The sequence below is a fragment of the Roseococcus sp. GW821-FHT12F05 genome (assembly GCF_058806835.1).
Window position 1 is genome coordinate 1 of the sequence record NZ_JBXAQB010000015.1, and the last position, 24,530, is coordinate 24,530.

A 24,530-nucleotide genomic window follows, 5' to 3' on the forward strand; every position below is an offset into this window, starting at 1 on the left:
GTCAGACGGCACCGGCGCCTCGGGGCGGGCCCCGAGGCCGAAGCGGATCGCGGCATGGGCGGCGAGCGGCGTCATGGCCGCCGGAAGATGCCATGACGCCGCGATGCCGGATGCGACGAAGTGTGACTTACCCCAGGTATTTCACCAGGAATTCCGCCGTCCGGCCATTGGCGATGGTCGCCGCGCGGCCGTCCCAGGCGTGCCCGCCCATGCGCGCGAAGGCGTGGTCCACGCCCGGATAGACATGCGCGGTCACCTTGGGATTGCCCTTCACGCCTTCCAGGATCTTCTGCTGCGCCTCGGGCGGGACGAACTTGTCCTTCTCGGCGATGTGCATCAGCAGCGGTCCGCGGAAGGCCGGCTTCTCGGCCACCAGCGCGTCCAGCATCACGCCGTAGTAGCTGACGTTGCAGTCGGCATCGGTGCCGGTCGCGGCCTTGAAGGCCATCCGGCCGCCCAGGCAGAAGCCCATGGTGCCGACCTTGCCCGTCGAGCCGTCCATCGTCCGGCCATGGGCGATGGTCGCGGCGATGTCGGCGAGGCCCTTTTCCTGGTCGAAGCCGTTCAGGAACTGGAAGGCCTTCTCCCATTGTGCCTGGCCTTCGTCGGGCTCCAGCACGACGTTCCGCTCCTGCCGCCAGAAGAGGTCGGGCGTGAGGGCGATGAAGCCCATGTCGGCGACCCAGTCGGACAGCGCGTGCATGGCGCTGTTGATCCCGAAGATCTCCTGGATCAGCACCACCACGCCCGAGGGCTGGGCCTTCGGCGCTGCAACGAGGCAGTCAAAGCTGCCGGCGCCGTCCGTCGCGGCAATCTGAATCACGGCCATGATGCTGAACTCCCTTGGCATTGTTCCCGATGACAGCCATGTAACGGAGGATGCTCCGCCGCACCATGCTCGCCGCGTTAACCTTCGGAGTCGCGACGAGGGCGCAGGCCTCGATCGACGCCGGCCTGGCCGCCGAGGGCTGGATCCATGGCCAATACGAGGGCCAGCTGCATCCCGCCGCCTTCACCCATCGTCCCGACGGGTTGGCCATCTCCGGCGAAGGCGTCGGCAGCTTCGTCTGGCGCCGGGCCGAGGGCGACGCCGGCTGCCTTTCCTGGCGCTGGCGGGTCGATGCGGGGCCGCCGGCGACCAATCTCACCCGCCGCGGCGGCGACGACCGCGCCGTCGCCATCACCGCGGGATTCCAGGGCTGGCCACCCCATGTCACGGCCTGGCAGCGGACCCAGCATGCCGTCGCGCAGTTCCGTGCCGGGAACCATCGGCTGCCGCGGAGCCTGCTGATCTATGTCTGGGGCGGCACGGGGCGCGAGCCGCCGCTCTTCGTCAGCCCCTGGGTGCCCGGCCTCGCCAAGGTGCGGGTCCTGCGCCACGCCGGCACGCCCACGGGACGATGGTTCGAGGAGCGGGTAGACCTGGCGGCGGACTGGCGGGCCGCCTTCGGGGGCGAGCCGCCCCCGCTGCAGGAAATTGCCATCGGCACCGACAGCGAGGATACACAGGCACGAATCTCGGCCATGGTGGAGCGGATCAGGTTCGGCAGATGCGGTGAGGAGCGGTGATGCCCGTCGAGCGCAAGGAATTCCGGGATGCCATGGCGCGGCTCTGCGCCGCCGTGAACATCATCACGACCGATGGGCCGGCGGGGCGCGCGGGCTTCACCGCCAGCGCCATGTGCAGTGTGACCGACAGCCCGCCGACCCTGCTGGTCTGCATGAACCGCACGGTTTCCTCGGTGGAGGCCTTCCGCACCAATGGCGTGCTCTGCGTGAACACGCTGGCGGCCGAGCAGCAGGAACTCTCGGGAATCTTCGCGGGTTTCACCGGCGTGGAGGGCGAGGCTCGCTTCGAGAGCGGGGGCTGGAGCAGGCTCGCCACCGGCGCGCCGGTGCTGGATGGCGCGATGGTCGCCTTCGACGGGCGCATCACGGACATGGTGGAGAAGGGGACGCATCTCGTGGTCTTCGCCGAGATCGAGGCGATCCGGCTGGGCGAGGGGGTGGATGCGGCGCTGCTGTACTTCGCGCGGGATTACCGGCGGGTGGGCGTGGCGGCGTAAGGCCACCTTTGCGGGGATTAAGGGCCCTCTTCGCCGCAGAATGTGCGGCGATCGGCCTCACCATTCCCCGTAGAAGACACCTGCCGCCTTATGACGGTCGGTGCGGAACTCAGCCTCGGCCCAGGTCAGCGTCGTGCGGGTCTTGAGGTTCGTCGCCCAGTCCAGCAGCCGCTCGCGCATCGCGATCCGCACCGGCTCCAGCGCCGGATCCTCGCCCAGGTCGAAGAACTCCTCCGGATCGGTTGCGAGGTCGTAAAGCTGAGGCCGGATGCCGCTGGTCCAGTGGAGGTACTTCCACCGCTCGGTCCGCACCATGAAGCCGCGATGGTTCCCTGTCGGCAGCCCGAGCCGCCGGCGCGCGGCTCGGAAGGTCCAGTCCAATTCGCTGAACACTGCGCCGCGCCAGCCCTGAGCCTCGCCGCGCAACAGCGGCAGCAGCGAGCGGCCCTCCAGCAGATGCGGCTGCGGTTCCATCCCCAGCGCGTCGAGGATGGTCGGCACGCAGTCGATCGCCTCCACGAAGCGGTCGTCCATGGTGCCGCGCGTCGCATCCGCCTCGGGCGAGGGGTCGTACAGGAGAAAGGGCACCCGCTGGATGCAGTCGTGGAACAGCTCCTTCTCGCCGAGCCAGTGGTCGCCGAGGTAGTCGCCATGGTCCGCGGTGAAGATCACCAGCGTGTCCTTCCAGCGCCCCGTGCGCTCCAGCAATTCCCAGACGCGGCCGAGATGCGTGTCGATCTGCGCGATGAGGCCCTGATAGGTTGGCCGCACCGCAGCGATGCACTCATCGCGTTGAAAACTCTGCGCGACCTCCTCGTTCTGGAACTCGCGCAGCACGGGATGCGCCGCCTCGCCGCGCTCCGCCGGATGCCGGCGGACGGGCAGGCATTGCTCGGGCGTGTACATCGCGTGGTAGGGCGCCGGCGCGATATAGGGCCAGTGCGGCTTCACATAGGAGAGGTGCAGCACCCAGGGCGTCTCGCCCTGGCCCTCGATGAAGCGCAGCGCCTGGTCGGTGGTGTAGGCGGTCTCGCTGTGCTCCTCGCGCACGCGGGCGGGGAGGCGGGCGTTGCGCATCTTCCAGCCGTTGAGCACCTCGCCGCGCTCGTTCTCCACGGCGATGACGTGGTTCGTCCAGGGATCGGGATCGTCGTAACCCTGGGCGCGCAGCCAATGCGCATAGGCGCTGTCGGTCTCGGCGTGGTGGCCGTCATGGCGGTCGACCAGGGTGAACCAGCCCTCGCGCAGCAGCACGGCCAGCTCGTCCTGCCCCTCGACCAGCAGGCGCTTCATGCCCCTGACGTCGGGCAGCATGTGGGTCTTGCCGGCCAGCGCCAGCGTCCTCCCCGCCTCGCGCAGGTGCCAGCCGAGCGTCACCTCGCCGACGGAAAGCGGCACGCGGTTGTGCGTGGCGCCGTGCGAGGCGACGTAGCGCCCCGTGTAGAAGCTCATCCGCGAGGGGCCGCAGATGCCCGACTGCACATAGGCCTGGCTGAACCGCACGCCGCGCGCCGCCAGGGCGTCGATGTTCGGCGTCTTCAGGAAGGGATGGCCCGAGCAGCCCAGGTGATCCCAGCGCAACTGGTCGCACATGATGAACAGGACGTTTCCGGCGGCCATTGGCGTTTCCCTTGCTGCGCGGCATCGTAGCGGCAACACGGAATCAGGAAACGCCCATGGCCCGCTTCACCGCCCTCACCCCCGAGACCATGACCGCGCGCCAGCGCGAGGTTGCCGACAACATCGCCTCCGGCGCGCGCGCCGGGCTGCGCGGACCCTTCCCGGCCTGGCTGCACAGCCCGGAGATGGCCGACATCATGCAGCGCGCCGGCCGCTTCATGCGCTGGGACAGCGGTTTCCCCGCGCGCCTCTCAGAGCTGGCGATCATCATCACGGCCAAGGCCTACGAGGCGCGCTACGAGTGGTTCGCGCATGCGGAGCTGGCCCTGAAAGGCGGGCTGAAGCCGGAGATCGTCGAGGCCATCCGCGTGGGCCAGCAGCCCAGGGACATGGAAGAGGACGAGGCCGCGGTCTACCACTTCTGCACCGAGCTACACCGCGACAAGGACGTGACCGACGCCGCCTTCGAGAAGGCCAGGGCCATCTTCGGCGAGAAGGGCGTGGCCGAGCTGCTGGGCATCTGCGGCTACTACGCCGCGGTCGGCCTCACGCTGAACGTGGCCCGCGTGCCGCTGCCGGACGGCGAGCCCGACCCCTTCGGCTGAGCCTCAGCGCGGCCGGCGGAAGGCCTCCTCGTTCGCCATGCCGGCGGCGCTCGAGACGCGGCGCAGGCGGGGCAGGCTGCCCAGCCGCCGCAGCACCTCCTCGGGCGGGACCGTGAAGTTCGGGCCCGAGAGGGCGGCCAGCGCGCGGGCCTGGCTGCCGGCGCGCAGCGCCTGGGCGGCCTGGCGGAGCAGTTGCTCGATCACGGCATTGGGTGCGGTCGGGCTGATACCCAGCGCGCCCCGCATCTCCAGCACGGCGGCCTGGAGCTCCTGTGTGGTGGCGGGATTGACCCGGAACGACCAGATCGGGTCGTCGCGGAAGCTGCGGGCCAGGAATTCGAGCGTCGCGGCCGCGATCGCCGCGCCGGCGGGGTTGCCGTCATATTGGGAGGTATCGCCCAGCATCCGGGTCGCGTTGAGCGCTGCTCCCCGGATCGGATCGCCGAAGCCCCAGAGGTAGCTCTGCGAGGGATCTTCGGCACAGCCGGCGGCCAGAAGGGCCAAGGGGGCGGACATGATCAGGAGCGCGCGGCGTTTCATGGCGTTATTCTGGCACGCCGCATCTTGCCCGTCAGCACGCACGCTGCCACACACGGCCACGGGATGAATGACGCCGCCAACCCGTTCTCGCCGCCCGGCCTGCTTCCGGCCGGGCTCATGGATCTGCTGCCGCCCGAGGCGGAGCAGGAGGCGGCGCTTGTCGAAGCCCTGATGGAAGGCTTCGCCCGCTACGGTTACGAGCGGGTGAAGCCCCCTCTGCTGGAATTCGAGGAGGGCCTGCTGGCCGGCTCCGGCGCCGCGGTCGCCGAGCAGACCTTTCGCCTGATGGACCCGGTCAGCCAGCGGATGATGGGGCTGCGCGCCGACACCACCCCGCAGGTGGCCCGCATCGCCGCCACCCGGCTCGGCCTCCAGGCGCGGCCGCTGCGGCTCTGCTATTCCGGCCAGGTGCTGCGGGTGCGCGGCTCCGAGCTGGCCCCCTCCCGCCAACTGCCTCAGGCCGGGATCGAGCTGATCGGCGGCGCCGCGCCCGAGGCCGATGCCGAGGTCGCCCTGGTCGCGGCCGAGGCGCTGGCGCGGGTCGGCGTCACCGGCATCACGCTGGACGTCACCCTGCCGCGCATGGCCCATGCGCTGCTGGACGCCGCGGGCGTCTCGCCGGCCCTGGCCGAGCGCCTGGTCCGGGCGCTGGACCGCAAGGACGCGGCCGCCGTCACTGCCTTGGCCGATGGCGCCGGCCCGGTCGCGGCCCTGCTGCCCACGCTGCTCGCCGCCGCGGGACCGGCCGCCCACGCCGTCGAGGTGCTGCGCGCAGCCGAGCTGCCCGAGGCCGCCCGGGCCATCGCGGAGAATGCGTCCAGCGTCATCGAGGCCATCGCCGCCCGCGCGCCCGGGCTGCGCATCACGCTGGACCCCGTGGAGTTCCGCGGCTTCCAGTATCATGTGGGCGTCGCCTTCACGATCTTCGGGCCGGGCCGGACGGGGGAGCTGGCCCGTGGCGGTCGCTACCTCTCGGTCAACGACGAGCCGGCGACGGGCATGACTCTCTATCCCGACGCCGTGCTCCGCGCGGCCCCGCCGGCGCCCTCGCGTCCCCGCTGCTTCCTGCCCCTGGGCACGCCCGCCGCCGACGGCGCGGCGCTGCGCGACCAGGGCTTCGCCACCGTGGCGGCGCTCTCCGCCGCCGACCAGGCCAGCGCCCTGCGCTGCACTTATCTATGGGACGGCCAGCGCGCCGTCCCGATCGGGAAAGGTACCGGCTGATGGCCAATGTCGCCGTGATCGGCGCCCAGTGGGGCGACGAGGGCAAGGGCAAGGTGGTGGACTGGCTTGCGAGCCGGGCCGACATCGTCGTGCGCTTCCAGGGCGGTCACAACGCCGGCCATACGCTCGTGGTGGGCAACACGACCTACAAGCTCAGCCTGCTGCCCTCGGGCGTGGTGCGCGGCAAGCTCGGCATCATCGGCAATGGCGTGGTGCTGGACCCGGACGCGCTGCTCTCCGAGATCGAGAAGGTGCGCGGGCAGGGGCTGGACGTCGGGCCCCACAACCTGCGCATCGCCGACAACGTGCCGCTGATCCTGCCGCTGCACCCGGCGCTCGACCGCGCGCGAGAGGCCGCCCGCGGCGAGGACAAGATCGGCACCACCGGCCGCGGCATCGGCCCGGCCTATGAGGACAAGGTGGGCCGCCGCGCCATCCGCCTCTGCGACCTGGCCGAGCCGGAGACGCTGTCGGCCAAGCTCGACGAGCTGCTGCTGCACCACAACTCGCTGCTACGCGGTCTGGGCTCGCCGGAATTCGAGAAGCAGGCGCTGCTGGACGGGCTGCTGGCCCTGGCGCCGAAGCTGCTGCCCTATGCCGAGCCGGTCTGGGAACGTCTCGATGCGGCGCGGCACGAGGGCAAGCGCGTGCTCTTCGAGGGTGCGCAGGCGGTGATGCTCGACGTGGACCACGGCACCTATCCCTATGTGACCAGCAGCAACACGGTCGCCGGTAATGCGGCGGCGGGCTCGGGCGTCGGTCCGGATTCGATCGGCCTCGTGCTCGGCATCGCCAAGGCCTATGCGACGCGCGTGGGCTCCGGCCCGTTCCCGAGCGAGCTCTTCGACGAGACCGGCAAGCTGCTCGGAGAGCGCGGCCGCGAGTTCGGCACGGTCACGGGCCGTCCCCGCCGCTGCGGCTGGTTCGATGCCGCGATGGTGCGCCAGGCGGTGAAGCTTGGCGGCGTCAACGGGCTGGTGCTGACCAAGCTCGACGTGCTGGACGGGCTGAAGGAGCTGAAGATCTGCGTGGGCTACCGCGTGGACGGCCAGGTGCTGAAGCACCTGCCCTCCGCGATGAAGGCCCAGGCCAAGGCGGAGCCGATCTTCGAGGTGATGGACGGCTGGTCGGGCTCCACCTTCGGCGCGCGCAGCTATGCGGAGCTGCCGGCGCAGGCGGTGAAGTATGTGCGCCGCATCGAGGAGCTGGTGGAGGCGCCGGTGATGATGCTCAGCACCTCGCCGGACCGCGACGACACGATCGCGCTGAAGGATCCCTTCGCGGGCTGAGCCGGCCGGCCGTCAGGCCGGCCGCATCCGGCGCCGGGCCGAGAGGTCCAGCGCCAGGAACAGCGTCACCACCAGGATGCCGGCCAGTGTCGGCCAGTCGAAGCCGTAGCGTGGCGAGACCGAGGACAGCCCGAAGGACAGCAGCGGCTGCACCGCCATGCAGATCATGAAGGTGAGCGCGTCGATCCGCCGCAGCGCGATCTGGAACAGCAGCAGCGGCGCCAGCACCGCCACGGCGCCGATCGCCGGCACGATGGCAAGTTCCGCCGTCGAGGGCAGCGCCGCCGGCAGCCCGTCCCAGAGCATCCAGCCCAGCGCGACCGCGATGCTCAGGTAGAAGCGGTGCGCCAGCACCGCGCCGGAGGACCAGCCGTGGGTGGAGAGCTTCCGCGACACCCCCGCGAAGAGCGCCGAGGTCACGCCCGTCACCGTCGCCGCTGATATCGCGGCCCAGGCGAGCCCGGACGAGGCTTCCGGCATCATCGTGCGGAGCTCCACCCAGGAGAGCAGGGCGCAGCCGGCGACGATCCCCGCGCAGGCCAGGTAGCGCGCGCCCTGGCTCCAGGCGGTCCCCTGCACGCGGGTCAGCGCGACCGCGGCGAGGAGCGAGGCGCCGATCTCGATCGCGGTGCAGACCGCCGGCGGCAGGTGCTTCAGCGCAAAGTAGAAGCTGACGAAGCAGGTCGCCGTCCAGAGGTTCGCCTGGAGCATGAGGCCGCGCCCCTCCTGGGGCAGGCGGAAGCGCGTGGCGGCCAGGAAGACGAGCGCCGTGAGGCAGACGCTCAGCAGGATGAAGAGCGGCGCCGGCACCTCATGCAGGAAGGTGCCGTAGAGCACCTCCCCGGCCGATTGCAGCGAGACGCCCGCGAAGGTGAGGACGGAGCCGCCGATCATGCCGCGCCCTCCGTCTCGGCCGGCTGCGCCTGGCAGGAGAGGCCGTAGAGCAGCCCGGCCCGCTCCCAGATCCGGAACTGCCGGAGATCCGCCGCGATCTGCCTGATATCGTCATGGACCAGGTAGACCACGCCGCCGCAGGCCAGCGAATCCTCCGTCCGCCAGACGCGGCCGCCGACCCGGAGCGCGCGGTAATGCGCGTTGAAGGAGGGCAGCTCGCGCAGGCGGCCGAGCCCCTCGAGGCTGCGCACCTCGCCGTCGCGCTCGAAGACGAAGAAGACCTTCGCCAGGTGCCGGCGGATCGCGTAGTGCCGGCTGCCGGCGATCCGGTCCCACTCCGCGTCGGAGGCGGTCAGGGCGGTGGCGTAGACGCTTGCCTGCGTCGTCATCCGGGCCGAGCGGTAGGAGGGCGCGTCCATGGCGGCCCCCATCAGGCGCGCGCCGGTCTCGATCAGCACCGGCCCCTCGCGCGTCCATTTCAGCTCGGTATGCGCCGCGCCGTTCTGGATGCCGAGCGCGTCCAGCACCTTCAGCGTGTAGGCGGCGGTCGCGGCGGCCCGCGGCGCGCGCAGGTCCAGCAGGTGGATCGCCGTGGGCGCCATCGGTGACGCCGGGTCGGAGAACTCCACGTCCCAGGCGTCGGTGACATAGTGCCGCCCGTCGCGGCTGACCGTGTTCACGATGAGCTGCGGGCCGTCGAGGAAGGACTGCACCAGCAGCTCCTCGTTGCGCGTGCCGATGAGGTTCTCCCGATGCAGCGCGCGGCGGAAGGCAGCGTCGATCTCCGCGGGGCTGCGGCAGATCGAGACGCCGTCCGACCCCGCGCTCGCCGCCGGCTTCACGACGATCGGCCAGGCGCCGTGCCGCGCCGCCCAGTCCTGCGCCTCGTGGACGCTGCGGAGGCGGGCCTGCTCGGCCGTGCGCAGACCCGCGCGCCGCACCGTCTCGATCATCGCGAACTTGTCGCGGCGCGCGGCCAGCGTGCCGATCCGGTTGGTCGGCAGTCCCAGGGCATGCGCCAGCCGCTCGGCGAAGGAGACGCCCCATTCCGAGCCCGGGACGACGCCGTCGGGGCGCAGCATCTTCAGCGAGTCCAGCGCGGCGCTGAAATCGCCGACATGGCCGAGATCGGCGTCGTAGGGCGTCGGGTCGAAGGAGCGGGCCGCGGCGGGGATGCGCGCCTCGGAGCGGAGGTGCAGGCATTCGACGCCGCGGTCCAGGAGCTGGCGCACCAGCTCCCGCCCGGTGGAATAGCCGTCGACGACGACGATGCGCCTGCGGTCGGTGATCATGGCGATATCCTCCGGTCGGGGCTTCACAGGCGGCCGTAGGTGGCCCGGCGGGCCAGCTCGGCGGTCGGGTCGGTCGTCAGGGGCAGCTGACGCGCGAAGGCGACATCGCCGGGCAGCAGCCCGATGTCGCGCAGCTCCGACGGGCTGAGGGAGGCGACGTGCTCCAGCTCGCTCCGATGGCTCAGGGCGCGGACAATTCCGCCCAGCGCGGCAGCCGCGAGCTTCGCGGCGGAGAAGGTGGAGGCGGTGCCGACGGCGAGGGCCTGTTCGAGGGACATGGCAGTATCTCCTTGGGATTCCGCCGGTTCCGGCATCGGTCCTGCCGCGGATCCCGTGGCGCCGTTATCCGCCTGGAGGGGGAGCGGCTTCTTGCCGCCATTCCCACGGCCCGATAGCGTTTCTTGCGATTCAGGCTGGAAGGGCGGCGACATCCGCGATCGTGGCAGGCCCATCCCCGAGGGACTTCTGGGCGAGGTCCGCCGGACCGTCGCCGGCGCCCGCCTGCACATCGACCACCACCACCCGCATGTGGAGTTCGACCTCGTGGTGCGCGGCGGCGGCAGCTACACGCTGGGCAACCGCACCTACGAGCTGCGGCCCGGCACGCTGATCTGGCTCGGCCCCGGCCAGCCGCACCGCCTGCTGCGCTCGCCGAGCCTGGAGATGTGGGTGGTCAGCCTGGAGCCCGCGCTGCTGGAGGCCGGCTGGGCCGAGGACATCGCGGCGGAGCCGTCGCGGCTGCTGCCCGGCGAGGAGCTGGTGGACCTGGACCGGCTGCTGAGCCAGGTCGCGCAGGATTCCGACGATCCAGCGGCCTATAATGCGGGCCTGACCTATGCGCTGCAGCGCGCCCGTCGGGCCAGCCGCAGCAGCCCGCCGGCGAACCTGCGGCCGCTGCATCCGGCGGTGACGCGCGCGCTCGTGCTGCTGCGCGAGGCGGGCGGGGAGCTGTCGCTCTCGCAGCTCGCGGCCGAGGCGGGCGTGGCGGCGCCCTATCTGAGCCGCCTGCTGGTCGAGCACACCAACCGCAGCTTCCTGGACTGGCGGAACCACATCCGCCTCGCGCGCTTTATGGAGGAGTACCGGCCGGGGGCGAACCTGCTCGCCGCCTCCTTCGCTGCGGGGTTCGGCAGCTATGCGCGCTTCCACCACGTCTTCACCGACATGGTCGGCTGCGCGCCGAGCGAATGGGCGCGCCGGGCCGATCCGGAGGCGATCCCCCGGATCGAACTGCCCGGCTACGGGCTGCCCGCCGCCCCGGGCCTCAGCGTCCGGCAGCGCTGGACGCGGCTGGTGCCGGTGGTGTCACCCGCGATCGCGGCGCTGCTCGGTCCGGCCTTCCTGGCCCGGATGCTGGCCGCCGTGCCGGAGGAGCCGGAGGCGATGTCCGGCGACGCGGCGCCCTCTGCGGAGGAGATCGCGCGGCTTCTCGGCGCCCTCGGCCGACGCGACGCGGCCGCCGCCGGGGAGCTTTCCGTCCTGCTCGGCCAGCACGACTTTCCCGGCACCTTCTCCCATATCCTGGAGGCCTTCGACCGGTCGCCGGCCCGAATCGCGGACGTGGTGGCGAGCTTCGCCGTCCTGCTCTGGACGACGATCAACCACGCCGCGGATCCGGGGATCGACCAGGTGCGCGGCGTGGTGCGGCAGGTGCAGGGGGCACTGGGCGCGCCGCGCGGGACAGGTGGGCCGCGCGATGCGCAGGTCGCGCTGCTCTGCCACTTCGTCGTCCTCTACCGCGCGCTGCAGGCGTCGCGGGCGAGCGGCGATCCGCGGGCGCTGAAGCAGCTGAGCGATGCCGGCCGTGCCTGCGCCGTCGAGATCCTCGGCGACGACATGACGGGCCTAGCCCTGAGGAAGGAGGGCTTTACCCGGCGCGACTGAGGCGTCACGCCTCGGCCAGCAACGCCCCCACATCCAGCCGGCGCGTGTACATCGTCATCTTGCCGTCCGCGTCCACTGGCCATTCCTCGCGCGGCCGGTCGCGGTACAGCTCGACGCCGTTCCCGTCCGGATCTCGCAGGTAGAGCGCCTCGCTCACCCCATGATCCGACGCGCCTTCCAGTGCGATGCCCGCATCCCGCACGCGCTTCAGCACGCCAGCCAGCGCGGCCCGGTCCGGGTAGAGGATCGCCACATGGTACAGCCCGGTGTGCCCCGCCGGTGGTGGCGAACCTCCCAGGCTTTCCCAGGTGTTGAGCGCGATGTGATGGTGGTAGCCGCCCGCCGAGAGGAAGGCGACGCTCGGCCCCTGGATCATCACGTCCAGCCCGAGCACGCCGTGCCAGAAGGCGAGCGAGCGGGGGATGTCGGCCACCTTGAGGTGGACGTGGCCGATGCGGGTCTCGGCCGGGGCGCGGTAGGTGGGGAGGTTCGTGTCCATGGCCCGAACATCGCACCGCGCCCACGGGCGAGGCCAATCACGGATGGAAATGACGGCGATCAGCGGCGATGCGTGACCAGCCAGAGCCCGGCGAAGACCAGCGCCGCGGCGGGCAGGGTGAGCGGCCCCATCCGCTCGCCGAAGATCACGGCGCCCCAGACCACGCCCATGATGGTGACGATATAGCCCGACTGGCTGGTGATCACGCTCCCGGCCGTCACCAGCAGCCGGAAGTAGACGAGATAGGCCAGCCCGGTCGCCACCGCCTGCACCGGCAGCAGCGCCTCGCCGAAGGGCTCGGCCTCACCCGGGATATGGAACTGCCCCAGCGCCAGCCCCAGCACCGCCAGGAAACCGGCCGCCGCGAAGAGCGTGCCGGCGGCGGCCGCCAGCGGCTGGGTGTTGCGCGGCGCCCATTGCACGCCGACCAGGTTGGAGGCCGCGTAGCAGGCCGGGCAGAGGGCCGCGACGAGCGCCCAGCCGATCAGCGAGGAGTCGGGCAAGGCCGCGCCCGGCGCCATGGCCAGCGCCACGCCGGCGAAGCCCAGCGCCGTGCCGCCGACGCTGCGGGCGTTCAGCCGCTCCTGCCCCAGCAGGGCCGCGCCGATCACCGTCAGCATGGGCGAGAGCGGCATCAGCAGCGCGAAGAATCCGGCCGGGATGTGCTGCAGCGCCGTGTAGCCGAAGAGGTTCGCCAGCGCGAAGCCGGTGAGCCCGGCGCCCGCGTAGTAGCGCAGATGCGCCCGGTCCAGTGGAATGGGAATCCGCCGCAGGGCACAGATCACGGCCAGCAGCGAGGCGGAGCCCAGCGCCGCCCAGAAGCCGAAGCCCAGCCCGGGCACGCCCGCCGCCATGGCCAGCTTCGCGAGGGAGGGGGTGAGGCCCCAGATGCTGCCGAGAACGAGAAGACTCGGCAGGGTCCGGGCGATGTTCATTGCATGCCAGTCGCGCCGGACCGGCGGTTGATGTCAACCGTTGAACCGTCAACCGTTGAACCATCGGGGGGCTTTCCCACATGCTGGCGGTCCATGCAGTTCCCCGACTCCGAGACCATCGAGCTCAGGCGCGATCCGCTCCTGCCGCCGGAGCCGTGCCCGGTGGTCTGGAAGCGCTCCGCCCGGGCGCGGCGCGTCTCGCTGCGAATCGACCCCGCGGAGGGGGCGGTGGTGGTGACGCTCCCCAACCGCGTCGGCCGCCGGCACGGCCTCGCGCTGCTGTCCGAGCACGCCGGCTGGGTGATGCAGCGCCTCGCCGCGCTCGCGCCGGAGCGGCCCTTCGAGCCCGGCGCCTCGGTGCCGATCGGCGGGGTCGAGCATGTGATCCGCCATGATCCGAACCGGCGCGGCGCCGCCTTCCTGGAGGAAGGCGCGCTGGTGGTGACCGGCGACCCCGCCTTCGTGGCCCGCCGCGTGAAGGATTTTCTGCGCGCCGAGGCGTTGCGGCGAATCGGCGCCGCGGCGAAGCCTCATGCCGAGGCGCTGGGCGTCGTGCCGCGCGCCATCCGGCTCAAGGACACGCGCAGCCGCTGGGGAAGCTGCGCGCCGGACCGCACGCTGGCCTTCTCCTGGCGCCTCGTTCTCGCGCCCGACTGGGTGCTGGACTATGTGGTGGCGCACGAGGTCGCGCATCTGCGCGAGATGAACCACTCCGACCGGTTCTGGGCGCATGTGGAGGCGCGGACGCCGCATCGCCGCGCTGCCACGGAGTGGCTGCGGCGGCACGGAGCGGCCCTGCAACGGGTGGGTTGAGCCCGCTTTGGAACGGGTGCTGCGATGCAGCGCCGGAACGTTCCTAGAGCGCTGTAATTCAAATCATAAAGCGATGTAAATGAAGAAGAATAACGCGCCGGTCGGTCGGGCGTTTCCCCTTGACTTCATCCAATGCGGATGGCTCTCCTCAGTGCTCAACTCCTTAGGATGGGAGGACCAGATGAACATGGAACTCTCGCGTCGTGGCCTGCTTAAGGTCGCCGGTGCGGGCGTTGCGGCGACGTCGGTGACGGCGATGGGTTTCGGAGAGGCGGAGGCGGCGGTCATCGCCCATGTCCGGCCCTTCAAGCTCGTGAACACCACCGAGACGCGCAACACCTGTACCTACTGCTCGGTCGCCTGCGGGGTGATCATGTATTCGCGCGGCGACGTCCGGAAGGGCGAGCGGGCCGAGCTGATCCATGTCGAGGGCGACGTGGACCACCCCACGAACCTCGGCACGCTCTGCCCCAAGGGCGCCGCGCTGAAGGACTTCGTGAAGTCCGAGACGCGCCTCAGCTACCCCATGCTCCGCCGCCCCGGCTCGGACCGCTTCGAGCGGATCAGCTGGGACCAGGCGCTGGACCGGATCGCGCGCCTGATGAAGGACGATCGCGACGCGAACTTCATCGCCCGCAACCAGGCCGGCGTCCCGGTGAACCGCTGGACGACCACCGGCATGCTCGCGGCCTCGGCCACCACCAACGAGACGGCCTGGACGACCTTCAAGGTCGCCAAGACGCTCGGCATTGTAGGATTCGATAACCAGGCGCGCGTCTGACACGGCCCCACGGTGTCCAGTTTGGGCCCGACATTTGGCCGTGGAGCGATGACCAACTCCTGGACCGACATCAAGAACACCGACCTCGTCGTCGTCATGGGCGGCAATGCGGCGGAGGCGCATCCCTGCGGCTTCAAATGGGTCACGGAGGCGAAGGCCCACCGCGGCGCGAAGCTCATCGTCGTCGATCCGCGATTCACGCGCACGGCCTCGGTCGCGGATTTCTACGCGCCGATCCGGCAGGGGACGGACATCGCCTTCCTGCTGGGGGTGATCAACTACTGCATTCAGAACGACCGCGTGCAGTGGGAGTACACCAAGGCCTTCACCAACGCCTCCTTCATCGTGAAGGACGGCTTCAGCTACGCCGACGGCCTGTTCTCCGGCTATGACGAGGAGAAGCGCGACTACGATCGGTCGAGTTGGGACTACGTCATCGGCGAGGACGGCTTCGCCCAGGTCGACCCGACGCTGCAGCACCCGCGCTGCGTCTGGAACCTGCTGAAGCAGCACGTCTCGATCTACACGCCCGAGATGGTGCAGCGCATCTGCGGCACGCCCCAGGAGAAGTTCCTGCGCGTGGCCCAGATGATCTCCGAGTGCTCCACGCCGACGAAGACCATGACGTCGATGTACGCGCTCGGCTGGACGCAGCATTCGCACGGCTCGCAGAACATCCGCACCATGGCGATGCTCCAGCTCATCCTGGGCAATATCGGCGTGCGCGGTGGCGGCATGAACGCGCTGCGCGGCCACTCGAACATCCAGGGCCTGACCGACATGGGCCTGATGTCGCACCTGCTCACCGGCTACCTGAACATGCCGACCGAGCGGGAGACCACCTACGCGACCTACATGCAGTCGCGGCAGTTCAAGCCGCTGCGGCCAGGCCAGACCAGCTACTGGCAGAACTACTCGAAGTTCATGGTGAGCTTCCAGAAGGCCATGTGGGGCGACGCCGCCAAGGCCGAGAACGACTGGTGCTACGACTACATCCCCAAGCTCGACGTGCCGTCCTACGACATCCTGCGCATGTTCGAGCTGATGAACCAGGGGCGGGTGAACGGCTATATCTGCCAGGGCTTCAACCCCCTGATGGCCTTCCCCGACCGCGGCAAGTGCACGGCCTCGCTCTCGAAGCTCAAGTTCCTCGTCACGATGGACCCGCTCGAGACGGAGACGGCGCGCTTCTGGGAGAATCACGGCGAGTTCAACGACGTGAACCCGGCGAGCATCCGCACCGAGGTGATCCAGCTCCCCACCGTCTGCTTCGCGGAGGACGAGGGCTCGCTGACCAATTCGGGCCGGTGGCTGCAATGGTTCTGGCCGGCGGCGACCCCGCCCGGCGAGGCCAAGAAGGACACCTGGATCATGTCGCAGATCTTCCTGCGCATGCGGGAGCTCTACCGGAAGGAGGGCGGGGCCTTCCCCGACCCGATCCTCAACCTCTCCTGGAACTACCACGACCCGAACGAGCCCGAGGCCGAGGAGCTGGCGAAGGAGATCAACGGGCGCGCGCTCGTCGACCTCACCGACCCCGCCGATCCGTCCAAGGTGCTGCTGCAGGCCGGCAAGCAGGTGGTGAACTTCTCCCAGCTGCGCGACGACGGCTCGACCATGTGCGGCTGCTGGATCTACTCCGGCTGCTTCAACGAGGCAGGCAACAACATGGCCCGGCGCAGCACGGAAGACCGCGACGGGACGGGCGCCTATCCCAACTGGACCTTCGCCTGGCCGCTCAACCGGCGCACGCTGTACAACCGTGCCTCGGCGGACCTGCAGGGCAAGCCCTGGGATCCCACCCGCAAGCTGCTGGAGTGGAACGGCACGCAATGGACCGGCTACGACGTGCCGGACATCGGGCCGACCTCGAGGCCCGAGACGGTCATGCCCTTCATCATGAACCAGGAAGGCTCCGCGCGCCTCTTCGCGCGCGGCATGATGCGCGACGGGCCCTTCCCGTCGCATCTGGAGCCCTTCGAGACGCCGGTGCCCAACGTCCTCAACCCGAGGATGCGCGGCAATCCCGTGGCGCGCATCTTCCAGAGCGACGTCGCGCGCTTCGGCAACTCTGACGAGTTCCCCTTCGCGGCCACGACCTACCGGCTCACCGAGCACTTCCACTACTGGACCAAGCACAACAAGGTGAATGCCGCCCTGCAGCCCGAGTTCTTCGTGGAGATCTCGCATGAGCTCGCGGCCATGCGGGGAATCACCGGCGGCGGCTGGGTGCGTGTCTGGTCGAAGCGCGGCTCGGTGAAGGCCAAGGCGGTGGTGACGCGGCGCATCCAGCCGCTGCACTGCGACGGCGGGCGCGTGGTCCATGTGGTGGGCATCCCCATCCACTGGGGCTTCACCGGCGCGGCGAAGAAGGGATACAGCGCGAACACGCTCACGCCCTTCGTCGGCGACGCGAATATCGAGACGCCGGGCTTCAAGGCGTTCCTCGTCAACATCGAGCCCACCACGCCACCGGGAGTCGTGTCATGAGCGGGACCATGGCCGACCAGCCCCGCACCGCGGTGAGCAACCCGCCGGTGCGGGCGCTCGCCGCCAATTTCGGCGAGCAGGACATGATGCGCCGCTCGGCGACCCGGAGCGTGCCGGAGCCGACGCGCCAGCTCACGCCGGTCGCCAAGCTGATCGACGTGTCGAAGTGCATCGGCTGCAAGGCCTGCCAATCGGCCTGCATCGAGTGGAACGACACCAACCCTCCGGTCGGCGTGAACGTGGGGGTCTACGAGAATCCGCACGACCTCACGGACCAGATGTACACGCTCATGCGGTTCACCGAATGGGTGAACCCGGAGACGAGCAACCTGGAGTGGCTGATCCGCAAGGACGGCTGCATGCATTGCGCCGATCCCGGCTGCCTCAAGGCCTGCCCGGCGCCCGGCGCGATCGTGCAGTACACCAACGGCATTGTGGACTTCATCCACGAGAATTGCATCGGCTGCGGCTATTGCGTGAAGGGCTGCCCCTTCAACATCCCCCGCATCTCGCAGACGGACCACCGCGCCTACAAGTGCACCCTCTGCTCGGACCGCGTGGCCGTCGGCCAGGGCCCCGCCTGCGCCAAGGCCTGCCCGACCCAGGCCATCGTCTTCGGCACCAAGGAGGACATGAAGAAGCACGCGGCGGAGCGCATCACCGACCTGAAGTCGCGCGGCTTCGCCAATGCCGGGCTCTACGACCCGCCGGGCGTCGGCGGCACGCATGTCATGTACGTGCTGCACCACGCGGACAAGCCGGGCATCTACTCGGACCTGCCGGACAATCCCCGCATCTCGCCGCTCGTCGAGACCTGGAAGGGCATGACGAAGTATGTCGGCCTGGCCGTCATGGGCTTCGCGGCGGTGGGCAGCATCGTGCACGGCATCTTCGGCCGAGCGAACCGCGTCGCCCGCGAGGACGAGGAGAATGCGGAGAAGCTCGTCGAGGGCCAGCCCGTGCCGCCGCCGCCTCCCGAGGAGAGGGTCGGATGAGCCAGCAGGCCATTCCGGATGGCAACGCCCAGCCGGGCGATGCCGTCCATCCCGGCCATCCCGTCACGGTGAACCGCTACGGGCCGTGGCAGCGGCTCAACCACTGGATCACGGCGTCGAGCCTGATCCTGCTGCTGCTCTCCGGGCTCGCGCTCTTCGCGCCGGAGTTCTTCTTCCTGACCGGGCTCTTCGGCGGCGGGCAGAACACGCGCACCTTCCATCCCTGGATCGGCGTGGTGCTGTTCTTCAGCTTCTTCATCTTCTTCTTCCAGCTCTGGAAGGCGAACCTGCCGGAGCGGACGGACTGGATCTGGCTGAAGAAGATCAAGGACGTCGTCGGCGGCCATGAGGAGCGGCTGCCGGAGCTCGGCAAGTACAATGCGGGCCAGAAATTCATCTTCTGGGGGATGACGGGGCTGATCCTGGTGCTGATCGCCAGCGGCATCCTGATCTGGGACCAGTATTTCGGCGAGGCCACGTCCATTCAGATCCGCCGCATCGCCGTGCTGGTGCATGCCGTCGCGGCCGTGCTGATCATCTGCATCTTCATCCTGCACGTCTATGCCGCCATATGGACGCGCGGCACGCTGCGGGCGATGACGCGCGGGACCGTCACGGGCGGCTGGGCCTGGCGACACCACCGGAAATGGCTGCGCCAGCTCGCCGGACGCCGTAAGATGGACCCCGCCGAGTAGCTCCAGTTTCACGCCGTGGCCGGTTCGGCCCACCGAGGTTCCATGTCCGGTATGTCTGGAATTCAGCCCGATCCCTCAATGATCGGGCGCATCGTCAAGCCGCCCTTCGCCATCCTGCCCGATCCGGCGGGGATGTTTTTGGCCCGCGCCAACCGCTTCGCGGAACTGGCGGAAGGCAGCCAGCTCGCGCCGTATCTGCGCTTCCTGTCCGGCCTGGTGGGCGTGCAGGCCGAGGTCGCGGCTGCGCTGCCGCCCGCCGTGCCCATCCCGCCCGAGCAGGTGGAGCGCGCCCGCACCGGCGCCATGCCGCCGCTCGACCGCAAGCTGCTGGAGAAGTCGCCGGAGCTGCGCGCCACCATCGCCCGGTTTCTCGAGGCCGCGATGCCGCTGGAGAAGCCGCCCCAGGCCGCCGAGGCGCTGGAGCTGCTGCGCCGCGCGCCGCCGGAGATCCTCGATGAGATGATCGGCAACGTGCTGGCCGATTCCATCCCCTTCGACGCGCTGCCGCCGCACCTCTTCCTCTCGGCCGCCATGCAGGTGCATGCGGCGCGGCAGGCCTCGACCTTGGATCCGGAGCGGCTGGTGCCGGTCGAGACTGGGCTCTGCCCCGTCTGTGGCGGGCCGCCGGCCAGCTCCGTGGTGTCGGGGCGGCTGGGCACGGAGAACTCGCGCTACGCCTGCTGCGCCTTCTGCGGAACGCTCTGGAACGAGGTCCGCATCAAGTGCCTGGCTTGCGGCTCGACCAAGGGCGTCGGCTATAAATCGGCCGAAGGCGAGGAGGATGCGGCCATCAAGGCGGAGACCTGCGATTCCTGCCGGAGCTGGGTGAAGATCCTCTACCAGAGCAAGAACCCCTCGCTGGAGGGCATCGCGGACGATGTGGGGAGCCTGGGGCTCGACCTGCTGATGCAGGGCACGGAGTATCGCCGCGCCGGCTTCGATCCCTTCCTGATCGGCTACTGACCGTGACGGACAGACCGGACCTGCGCGGCCTGCCTTCGGTGGACCGGGTGCTGGGCGCGTCGGAGGCGGCCATCGCGCGCCATGGCCGCACCGAGGTGACGACGGCGATCCGCGCGGTGCTGGCCGGGGCACGCGCCGGCGCCGAACCGACGCTCCCGACGGCCGAGGTGGTCGCCGCCATCGCGGCGGAACGGCTGAAGGCGCGGGACCGTTCCAACCTGCGGCCGCTCTTCAATCTGACCGGCACGGTGCTGCACACCAATCTCGGCCGCGCCGTGCTGGCCGAGGCGGCGATCGAGGCGGCGACATCCGCCATGCGCGAGGCCGTGGCACTGGAATTCGAGCTCGACACCGGCAAGCGCGGCGAGCGCGACGATCACGTCCGCGATCTGCTCCGCGAACTGACCGGCGCGGAGGATGCGACCCTCGTCAACAACAACGCCGCGGCCGTGCTGATCGCGCTGAACACGCTGGGCGCCGGGCGCGAGGCCATCGTCTCCCGTGGCGAGCTGATCGAGATCGGCGGCGCCTTCCGCATGCCGGACATCATGGCGCGCGCGGGCGTGACGCTGGTCGAGGTCGGCACCACCAACCGCACGCATCCGAAGGACTACAAGGGCGCACTGCGCGCCGAGACGGGGCTGATCCTCAAGGTCCACACCTCCAACTACCGGATCGAGGGCTTCACCGCGGAGGTGGGCGGCGCGGCGCTGTCGGCCATCGCGCGTGAGGCCGGTGTGCCGCTGCTGAATGACCTCGGCTCCGGCACGCTGGTGGACCTCTCGCGCTGGGGCCTCGCCAAGGAGCCCACGGTGCGCGAGGCGGTGGCCGAGGGCGCCGACCTCGTCACCTTCTCCGGCGACAAGCTGCTGGGCGGGCCGCAAGCTGGCTTCATCGTCGGCCGCAAGGACCTGATCGCGGCGATCAACCGCAACCCGATGAAGCGCGCGCTGCGCGTGGACAAGCTCCGCCTCGCCGCGCTGGAGGCCACGCTGAAGCTCTACCGCGATCCCGACCGCCTCGCGGAGCGGCTGCCGACGCTGCGCATGCTGGCGCGCGAGGCGTCCGACATCGGCGCGCAGGCCCAGCGCCTCGCGCCGCTCGTGGCGGCGCTGATGCCGCCCGGCATCGCCGTGGAGACCTGCGCCTGCCGCAGCCAGATCGGCTCCGGCGCGCTGCCGCTCGACACGCTGCCGAGCCATGGCCTGCGTCTCGTCGCCCTGCGTGGTCGCGATCTTGCGGCGCTGGCCGCCGCGCTGCGGGGGCTGCCGCGTCCGGTGATTGGCCACGTGCAGGACGGCGCGCTGGTGCTCGACCTGCGCTGCCTGTCTGACGAGGCCGGCTTCCTGGAGACGCTTCGTGGCCTGGCTTAATCGCCTCCGCCGCGCGCCCGCGCCGCCGCCCGACCCGATGGAGGAGGCCATGGCCGCTTTCCGCGCCGGCGACTACGCGGTGGCGCTGGAGCTCTGGGAGCCGCTGGCCCGCGCCGGCAATGCGCGCGCGCAGTCCAATATCGGCGGCTGTTTCTTCGAAGGTCTCGGCGTGCCCGCGAATCCGCGCATCGCGGAAAAGTGGCTGACGCTCTCGGCCGCGGCCGGCCACGCGCCGGGCCAGCGCAACCTCGCGACTCTCTACCTGCGCGGTGGCGAGGGCGTGGAGTCCGACCCCGCACGCGCGGTGGAACTCTACCGCGCGGCCGCCGAGCAGGGCGACGCGCTGGCGCAGGACATGTTCTCCTGGATGCTGCTGGAGGGCGAGGTGATGCCCTCCGACCCCGAGGAAGCCCGGAGATGGGCGCTGCTCGCCGCCGAGGCTGGCATCGCCTCCTCCATGACGCGGATGGGCATGATCTACCATCACGCGCTGGGCGTGGAACGCGACGTGGCCAAGGCGGCCGCCTGGTGGCGCCAGGGCGCCGAGCTCGGCGACGCCGACGGCCAGGCCATGCTGGGCGCCGCGCTGCACATGGGCGCCGGCGTCGATCGCGACCCCATCGAGGCGCTGGCCTGGCTCATGCGGGCCCAGTCCGGCGGCAGCAAGCTGGCGCGGCCCTTCCTCGGCCCCGTGCGGGCCTCGCTGGACGATGCCGGCCTCGAGGAGGCCGAGCGCCGCGCGGGAATCCCACTGCCATGATCGTCGGCACCGCGGGGCACATCGACCACGGCAAGACCGCGCTGGTGAAGGCGCTGACCGGCGTGGACGCCGACCGGCTCAAGGAGGAGAAGGCGCGCGGCATCACGATCGATCTCGGCTTCGCCTACCTACCGCATGGCAATGGCGAGCGCGTGATCGGCTTCGTCGACGTGCCCGGCCACGAGCGCTTCGTCCACACCATGCTGGCCGGCGCCAGCGGTATCGACTTCGCCATGCTGGTTGTCGCCGCCGATGACGGCGTGATGCCGCAGACGCGCGAGCACCTGGCCATCCTCGACCTGCTCGGCGTGCGGCGCGGGCTGGTGGCGCTGAGCAAGTCCGACCTCGCTGATGCCGAGCGCATCGCCGAGGTCACGGCGGAGCTGCACGAGCTGCTGGCCGACACCGCGCTGGAGGAGGCGCCGATCCTGCCCGTCTCCGCCCATACGGGGCAGGGGATGGAGGCGCTGCGCGCGGCGCTCGCCTATGCCGAGGCTGCGACGGCCGAGCCGGGCACAGCCGGTGCCTTCCGTCTCGCCGTGGATCGCTGCTTCACGCTCTCCGGTGCCGGCACGGTCGTCACCGGGACTGTGCTGTCGGGCGCCGTCGCCGTGGGCGACCAGGTGGTGGTCAGCCCCTCTGGCCTCGCAGCGCGCGTGCGCTCCATCCATGCCCAGAACCGGCCGGCGGATCGCGGGCTGACGGGGCAGCGCTGCGCGCTGAACATCGCCGGCCGCGACATCTCGAAGGACGCGATCGCGCGCGGCGACATGATCCTGGCATCGGCGCTGCACGCGCCGACCGACCGGATCGACGCCGTCTTCCGCGTGCTCTCGGGCGAGCCGAAGCCGCTGGGCACCTGGTTCCCCGCGCGGTTGCACCATGCCAGCGCCGAGGTGGGCGCGCGCCTTGTCCCGCTCGGCGATCCGGTCGAGCCGGGCGGCAGCGGGCTGGTCCAGCTCGTGCTCGACCGCCCCATCGCGGCGGCGGTGGGCGACCGCTTCATCCTGCGCGATGTCTCGGCGCAGCGGACCATCGGCGGCGGGCGCTTCCTCGACCTGCGCGCGCCGTCGCGCAAGCGCCGCACGCCGGAGCGCCTGGCGCAGCTCGATGCGCTGTCCGAGCGCGACCCGGCCCGCGCCTTCGCCCGGCTGCTGGAGGTGGCGCCCTATCAGGTGGAGCTCACCGGCTTCGCCCGCGACCACGCCCTGACCGCGGCCGAAGGCCAGGCCCTGGCCGAGGGCGCCGTGACCGTCGAGGCGGAGAGTGCGATCCTCACGCTCTCACCGGCGCGCTGGGCGGAGTTCTGCGGAAATCTCGTGGCCGGGCTGGCCCGCTACCACGAGGAGAATACGGATCAGCAGGGCATCGGCCGCGAGCGGCTGCGCATGCTGGTCCAGCCGCGGCTGCCCGCGCCCGCCTTCAAGGCCGCGCTGGAGCGGCAGGCGAGGGCGGGGGCCATCGTGCTGGAGGGCGCCTTCCTGCGTCTGCCGGGCCATGAGGTCCGCCTCGATCCCGCGGACGAGGAGCTCTACGCCCGCATCGAGCCGCTGCTCGGCGGCGAGGCGCGCTTCCGGCCGCCGCGCGTGCGCGACCTCGCCGGGCTGCTCGGCGTCGCGGAGATCGAGATTCGCCGGCTGCTCAAGGCCTGCGCGCGGCTCGGCCGCGTCGACCAGATCGCCCACGACCACTTCTTCGCCCGTGCCACCACCGCCGAGATGGTGCGGATCGCGATCGATGTCGCCGCGCAGGCCGAGGGCGGGGAGTTCACCGCCGCGCTCTTCCGCGACCGCTTGGACAACGGGCGAAAGGTCGCGATCCAGATCCTGGATTTCCTGGACCGCCAGGGGGTAACCTTGCGCCGCGGCGACCTCAGGCGCATCAATCCGCACCGCGTCGATCTGTTCGGAGGAGAGGCGTCCCCGGTGGGGCGTCCGGACTTCAAATCCGGGTGGGGCAGCGAGACTGTCCCGGGTGGGTTCGACTCCCATTCTCTTCCGCCAGATGCCGCATGAACCCTCCCATCCAGACCGATTTCGACGAGTGGCTGACCGCCACTCATCGCGAAGTGGGCGACTTCACCGTGCTCTTCGTGCTGGTGGAGATCGGCGAGACCAGCGTCGTCCCGCTGCGTTCGGCCTGGCTGCACGTGGTCGGCGACGAGACGCGCTGGCCGGAGATGGTGACGCTCTTCGCCGGCGCCGGAGTGCACTGGTCGGGCGTGGTCTTCTGGCGCGCAGGCCGCGAGGGGCTGGTGCCGGATGCCGGGGCGCGGTCGCGGCTGAACGCGCTCACGCGCAAGCTCAACGAGGACCGCACGCTGATCCGCGACGGCGATTTCTTCAACGCCGACGGGCTGCGGCTCCAGCTCGAGGAGATGAAGCCGCACTGAGCGTCAGCAGGCGGCCTCGGGCCGCACGGGCGTGGCGATCGGGTCGAGGCCGCGCGCGGTCGGCGCCTGCCAGGTCGGCGAGCTCTGCGTCGCCCCCTGGGTGTTGGTGCCGGTGTGCGAGCCGCCCATGCCACCGGTCCAGCCCGTGGCGGCATTGCCGGGAGCGGTGCTGTCGCCGCTGCGGCTGGGGGGCGTGGCCGCTTCGGCCCGGCCGGAGGGGTTGCAGCCCTGGGTGGTGCTCTGGCCCGAAGGCGGTTGCTGCGGCTGCTGGGCGAGGGCCGGCGCAGCGAAAGCGAGTGCCGCGATCAGCGGGAGGGAAAAGCGCATCGGACGTCTCCTGTCCTTTCAGGAGAAAGCGCCGGCGGCCCCGATGGGTTGCCTTCAGATGCCGATCCGTGAGGCGGTGTTCCTCAACCCAGG

Annotated in this window: 23 protein-coding genes, 1 tRNA gene and 1 pseudogene; 16 read left to right on the forward strand and 9 right to left on the reverse strand. The window is 70.6% G+C overall.

All coding sequences use genetic code 11. The features are described from left to right. Window positions 1-127 precede the first annotated feature (127 nt). A complete protein-coding gene (locus AC1ROY_RS26730) occupies window positions 128-829 on the reverse strand; it encodes a dienelactone hydrolase family protein (RefSeq protein WP_493151971.1) in 702 nt (233 codons plus the stop codon). A 50-nt stretch (window positions 830-879) separates the two neighbouring features. Between AC1ROY_RS26730 and AC1ROY_RS26735 the strand changes: the two genes are divergently transcribed. Then, window positions 880-1,569 carry a DUF3047 domain-containing protein gene (locus AC1ROY_RS26735; RefSeq protein ID WP_493151972.1) on the forward strand — a complete coding sequence of 230 codons (690 nt, stop codon included), beginning with the start codon at window positions 880-882 and terminating at the stop codon, window positions 1,567-1,569. Then, window positions 1,569-2,066 (forward strand): flavin reductase, encoded by a 498-nt coding sequence (locus AC1ROY_RS26740; RefSeq protein WP_493151973.1) that lies wholly within the window; start codon window positions 1,569-1,571, stop codon window positions 2,064-2,066. Before AC1ROY_RS26735 ends, AC1ROY_RS26740 begins: the two co-directional genes overlap by 1 nt. Window positions 2,067-2,123: 57 nt before the next feature. On the opposite strand, the gene AC1ROY_RS26745 is transcribed toward AC1ROY_RS26740, so the two are convergent. After that, window positions 2,124-3,686 (reverse strand): sulfatase-like hydrolase/transferase, encoded by a 1,563-nt coding sequence (locus tag AC1ROY_RS26745; RefSeq protein ID WP_493151974.1) that lies wholly within the window; start codon window positions 3,684-3,686, stop codon window positions 2,124-2,126. A 56-nt stretch (window positions 3,687-3,742) separates the two neighbouring features. Between AC1ROY_RS26745 and AC1ROY_RS26750 the strand changes: the two genes are divergently transcribed. Continuing rightward, window positions 3,743-4,291 carry a carboxymuconolactone decarboxylase family protein gene (locus AC1ROY_RS26750; protein ID WP_493151975.1) on the forward strand — a complete coding sequence of 183 codons (549 nt, stop codon included), beginning with the start codon at window positions 3,743-3,745 and terminating at the stop codon, window positions 4,289-4,291. A 3-nt stretch (window positions 4,292-4,294) separates the two neighbouring features. On the opposite strand, the gene AC1ROY_RS26755 is transcribed toward AC1ROY_RS26750, so the two are convergent. Continuing rightward, window positions 4,295-4,831, reverse strand: a complete 537-nt coding sequence (locus AC1ROY_RS26755; protein ID WP_493151976.1) for a hypothetical protein — start codon at window positions 4,829-4,831, stop codon at window positions 4,295-4,297. 63 nt (window positions 4,832-4,894) lie between these two features. Here AC1ROY_RS26755 and AC1ROY_RS26760 point away from each other — a divergent pair, with 63 nt between their 5' ends. Together AC1ROY_RS26760 and AC1ROY_RS26765 are read left to right on the forward strand one after the other, a co-directional pair. After that, window positions 4,895-6,055 (forward strand): ATP phosphoribosyltransferase regulatory subunit, encoded by a 1,161-nt coding sequence (locus AC1ROY_RS26760; protein WP_493151977.1) that lies wholly within the window; start codon window positions 4,895-4,897, stop codon window positions 6,053-6,055. After that, window positions 6,055-7,344, forward strand: coding sequence for an adenylosuccinate synthase (locus tag AC1ROY_RS26765; RefSeq protein ID WP_493151978.1), 1,290 nt, complete (start codon window positions 6,055-6,057; stop codon window positions 7,342-7,344). Before AC1ROY_RS26760 ends, AC1ROY_RS26765 begins: the two co-directional genes overlap by 1 nt. Window positions 7,345-7,356: 12 nt before the next feature. On the opposite strand, the gene AC1ROY_RS26770 is transcribed toward AC1ROY_RS26765, so the two are convergent. From AC1ROY_RS26770 to AC1ROY_RS26780, 3 genes are read right to left on the reverse strand one after another with little or no spacing between them, the layout of a single operon-like run. Continuing rightward, a complete protein-coding gene (locus AC1ROY_RS26770) occupies window positions 7,357-8,238 on the reverse strand; it encodes a DMT family transporter (protein ID WP_493151979.1) in 882 nt (293 codons plus the stop codon). Next, complete coding sequence (locus AC1ROY_RS26775; RefSeq protein WP_493151980.1) at window positions 8,235-9,530, reverse strand: ATP-grasp domain-containing protein; 1,296 nt, start codon at window positions 9,528-9,530, stop codon at window positions 8,235-8,237. The genes AC1ROY_RS26770 and AC1ROY_RS26775 overlap by 4 nt, the downstream gene beginning before the upstream one ends. A gap of 23 nt (window positions 9,531-9,553) precedes the next feature. Beyond that, window positions 9,554-9,808 carry a hypothetical protein gene (locus AC1ROY_RS26780; RefSeq protein ID WP_493151981.1) on the reverse strand — a complete coding sequence of 85 codons (255 nt, stop codon included), beginning with the start codon at window positions 9,806-9,808 and terminating at the stop codon, window positions 9,554-9,556. A gap of 91 nt (window positions 9,809-9,899) precedes the next feature. On the opposite strand from AC1ROY_RS26780, the gene AC1ROY_RS26785 reads away from it, so the two are divergent. Further along, the gene (locus AC1ROY_RS26785) at window positions 9,900-11,414 is read left to right on the forward strand and encodes a helix-turn-helix domain-containing protein (protein ID WP_493151982.1); all 1,515 of its coding nucleotides are present in this window, start codon (window positions 9,900-9,902) and stop codon (window positions 11,412-11,414) included. 4 nt (window positions 11,415-11,418) lie between these two features. Here the strand turns inward: AC1ROY_RS26785 and AC1ROY_RS26790 are convergent, their stop codons facing one another. Together AC1ROY_RS26790 and AC1ROY_RS26795 are read right to left on the reverse strand one after the other, a co-directional pair. After that, window positions 11,419-11,913 carry a VOC family protein gene (locus AC1ROY_RS26790; protein ID WP_493151983.1) on the reverse strand — a complete coding sequence of 165 codons (495 nt, stop codon included), beginning with the start codon at window positions 11,911-11,913 and terminating at the stop codon, window positions 11,419-11,421. A gap of 59 nt (window positions 11,914-11,972) precedes the next feature. Then, window positions 11,973-12,848 carry a DMT family transporter gene (locus AC1ROY_RS26795; RefSeq protein WP_493151984.1) on the reverse strand — a complete coding sequence of 292 codons (876 nt, stop codon included), beginning with the start codon at window positions 12,846-12,848 and terminating at the stop codon, window positions 11,973-11,975. 93 nt (window positions 12,849-12,941) lie between these two features. On the opposite strand from AC1ROY_RS26795, the gene AC1ROY_RS26800 reads away from it, so the two are divergent. From AC1ROY_RS26800 to AC1ROY_RS26845, 10 genes and pseudogenes are all read left to right on the forward strand, one after another. After that, a complete protein-coding gene (locus tag AC1ROY_RS26800) occupies window positions 12,942-13,661 on the forward strand; it encodes a M48 family metallopeptidase (RefSeq protein WP_493151985.1) in 720 nt (239 codons plus the stop codon). Between the two features lie 187 nt (window positions 13,662-13,848). Further along, window positions 13,849-16,932 carry a formate dehydrogenase-N subunit alpha gene (fdnG, locus tag AC1ROY_RS26805; RefSeq protein WP_493152147.1) on the forward strand — a complete coding sequence of 1,028 codons (3,084 nt, stop codon included), beginning with the start codon at window positions 13,849-13,851 and terminating at the stop codon, window positions 16,930-16,932. Between the two features lie 83 nt (window positions 16,933-17,015). Further along, window positions 17,016-17,927, forward strand: coding sequence for a formate dehydrogenase subunit beta (fdxH, locus tag AC1ROY_RS26810; protein ID WP_493152148.1), 912 nt, complete (start codon window positions 17,016-17,018; stop codon window positions 17,925-17,927). Then, window positions 17,924-18,622, forward strand: a complete 699-nt coding sequence (locus AC1ROY_RS26815; protein WP_493151986.1) for a formate dehydrogenase subunit gamma — start codon at window positions 17,924-17,926, stop codon at window positions 18,620-18,622. The genes fdxH and AC1ROY_RS26815 overlap by 4 nt, the downstream gene beginning before the upstream one ends. Window positions 18,623-18,673: 51 nt before the next feature. Next, on the forward strand, window positions 18,674-19,585 hold the full coding sequence (gene fdhE / locus AC1ROY_RS26820) for a formate dehydrogenase accessory protein FdhE (protein ID WP_493151987.1): 912 nt from the start codon (window positions 18,674-18,676) through the stop codon (window positions 19,583-19,585). 2 nt (window positions 19,586-19,587) lie between these two features. Next, on the forward strand, window positions 19,588-20,958 hold the full coding sequence (gene selA, locus AC1ROY_RS26825; RefSeq protein WP_493151988.1) for an L-seryl-tRNA(Sec) selenium transferase: 1,371 nt from the start codon (window positions 19,588-19,590) through the stop codon (window positions 20,956-20,958). Next, complete coding sequence (locus AC1ROY_RS26830; protein ID WP_493151989.1) at window positions 20,945-21,718, forward strand: tetratricopeptide repeat protein; 774 nt, start codon at window positions 20,945-20,947, stop codon at window positions 21,716-21,718. Before selA ends, AC1ROY_RS26830 begins: the two co-directional genes overlap by 14 nt. After that, window positions 21,715-23,538 (forward strand): annotated as a pseudogene (gene selB, locus AC1ROY_RS26835) (selenocysteine-specific translation elongation factor); the annotation flags it as partial. The gene AC1ROY_RS26830 and the pseudogene selB, both read left to right, overlap by 4 nt. A gap of 87 nt (window positions 23,539-23,625) precedes the next feature. Next, window positions 23,626-23,721, forward strand: a tRNA-Sec gene (locus AC1ROY_RS26840). An 8-nt stretch (window positions 23,722-23,729) separates the two neighbouring features. Beyond that, window positions 23,730-24,110, forward strand: coding sequence for a hypothetical protein (locus AC1ROY_RS26845; protein WP_493151990.1), 381 nt, complete (start codon window positions 23,730-23,732; stop codon window positions 24,108-24,110). 3 nt (window positions 24,111-24,113) lie between these two features. On the opposite strand, the gene AC1ROY_RS26850 is transcribed toward AC1ROY_RS26845, so the two are convergent. After that, window positions 24,114-24,437 carry a hypothetical protein gene (locus AC1ROY_RS26850; protein ID WP_493151991.1) on the reverse strand — a complete coding sequence of 108 codons (324 nt, stop codon included), beginning with the start codon at window positions 24,435-24,437 and terminating at the stop codon, window positions 24,114-24,116. Window positions 24,438-24,530 lie beyond the last annotated feature (93 nt).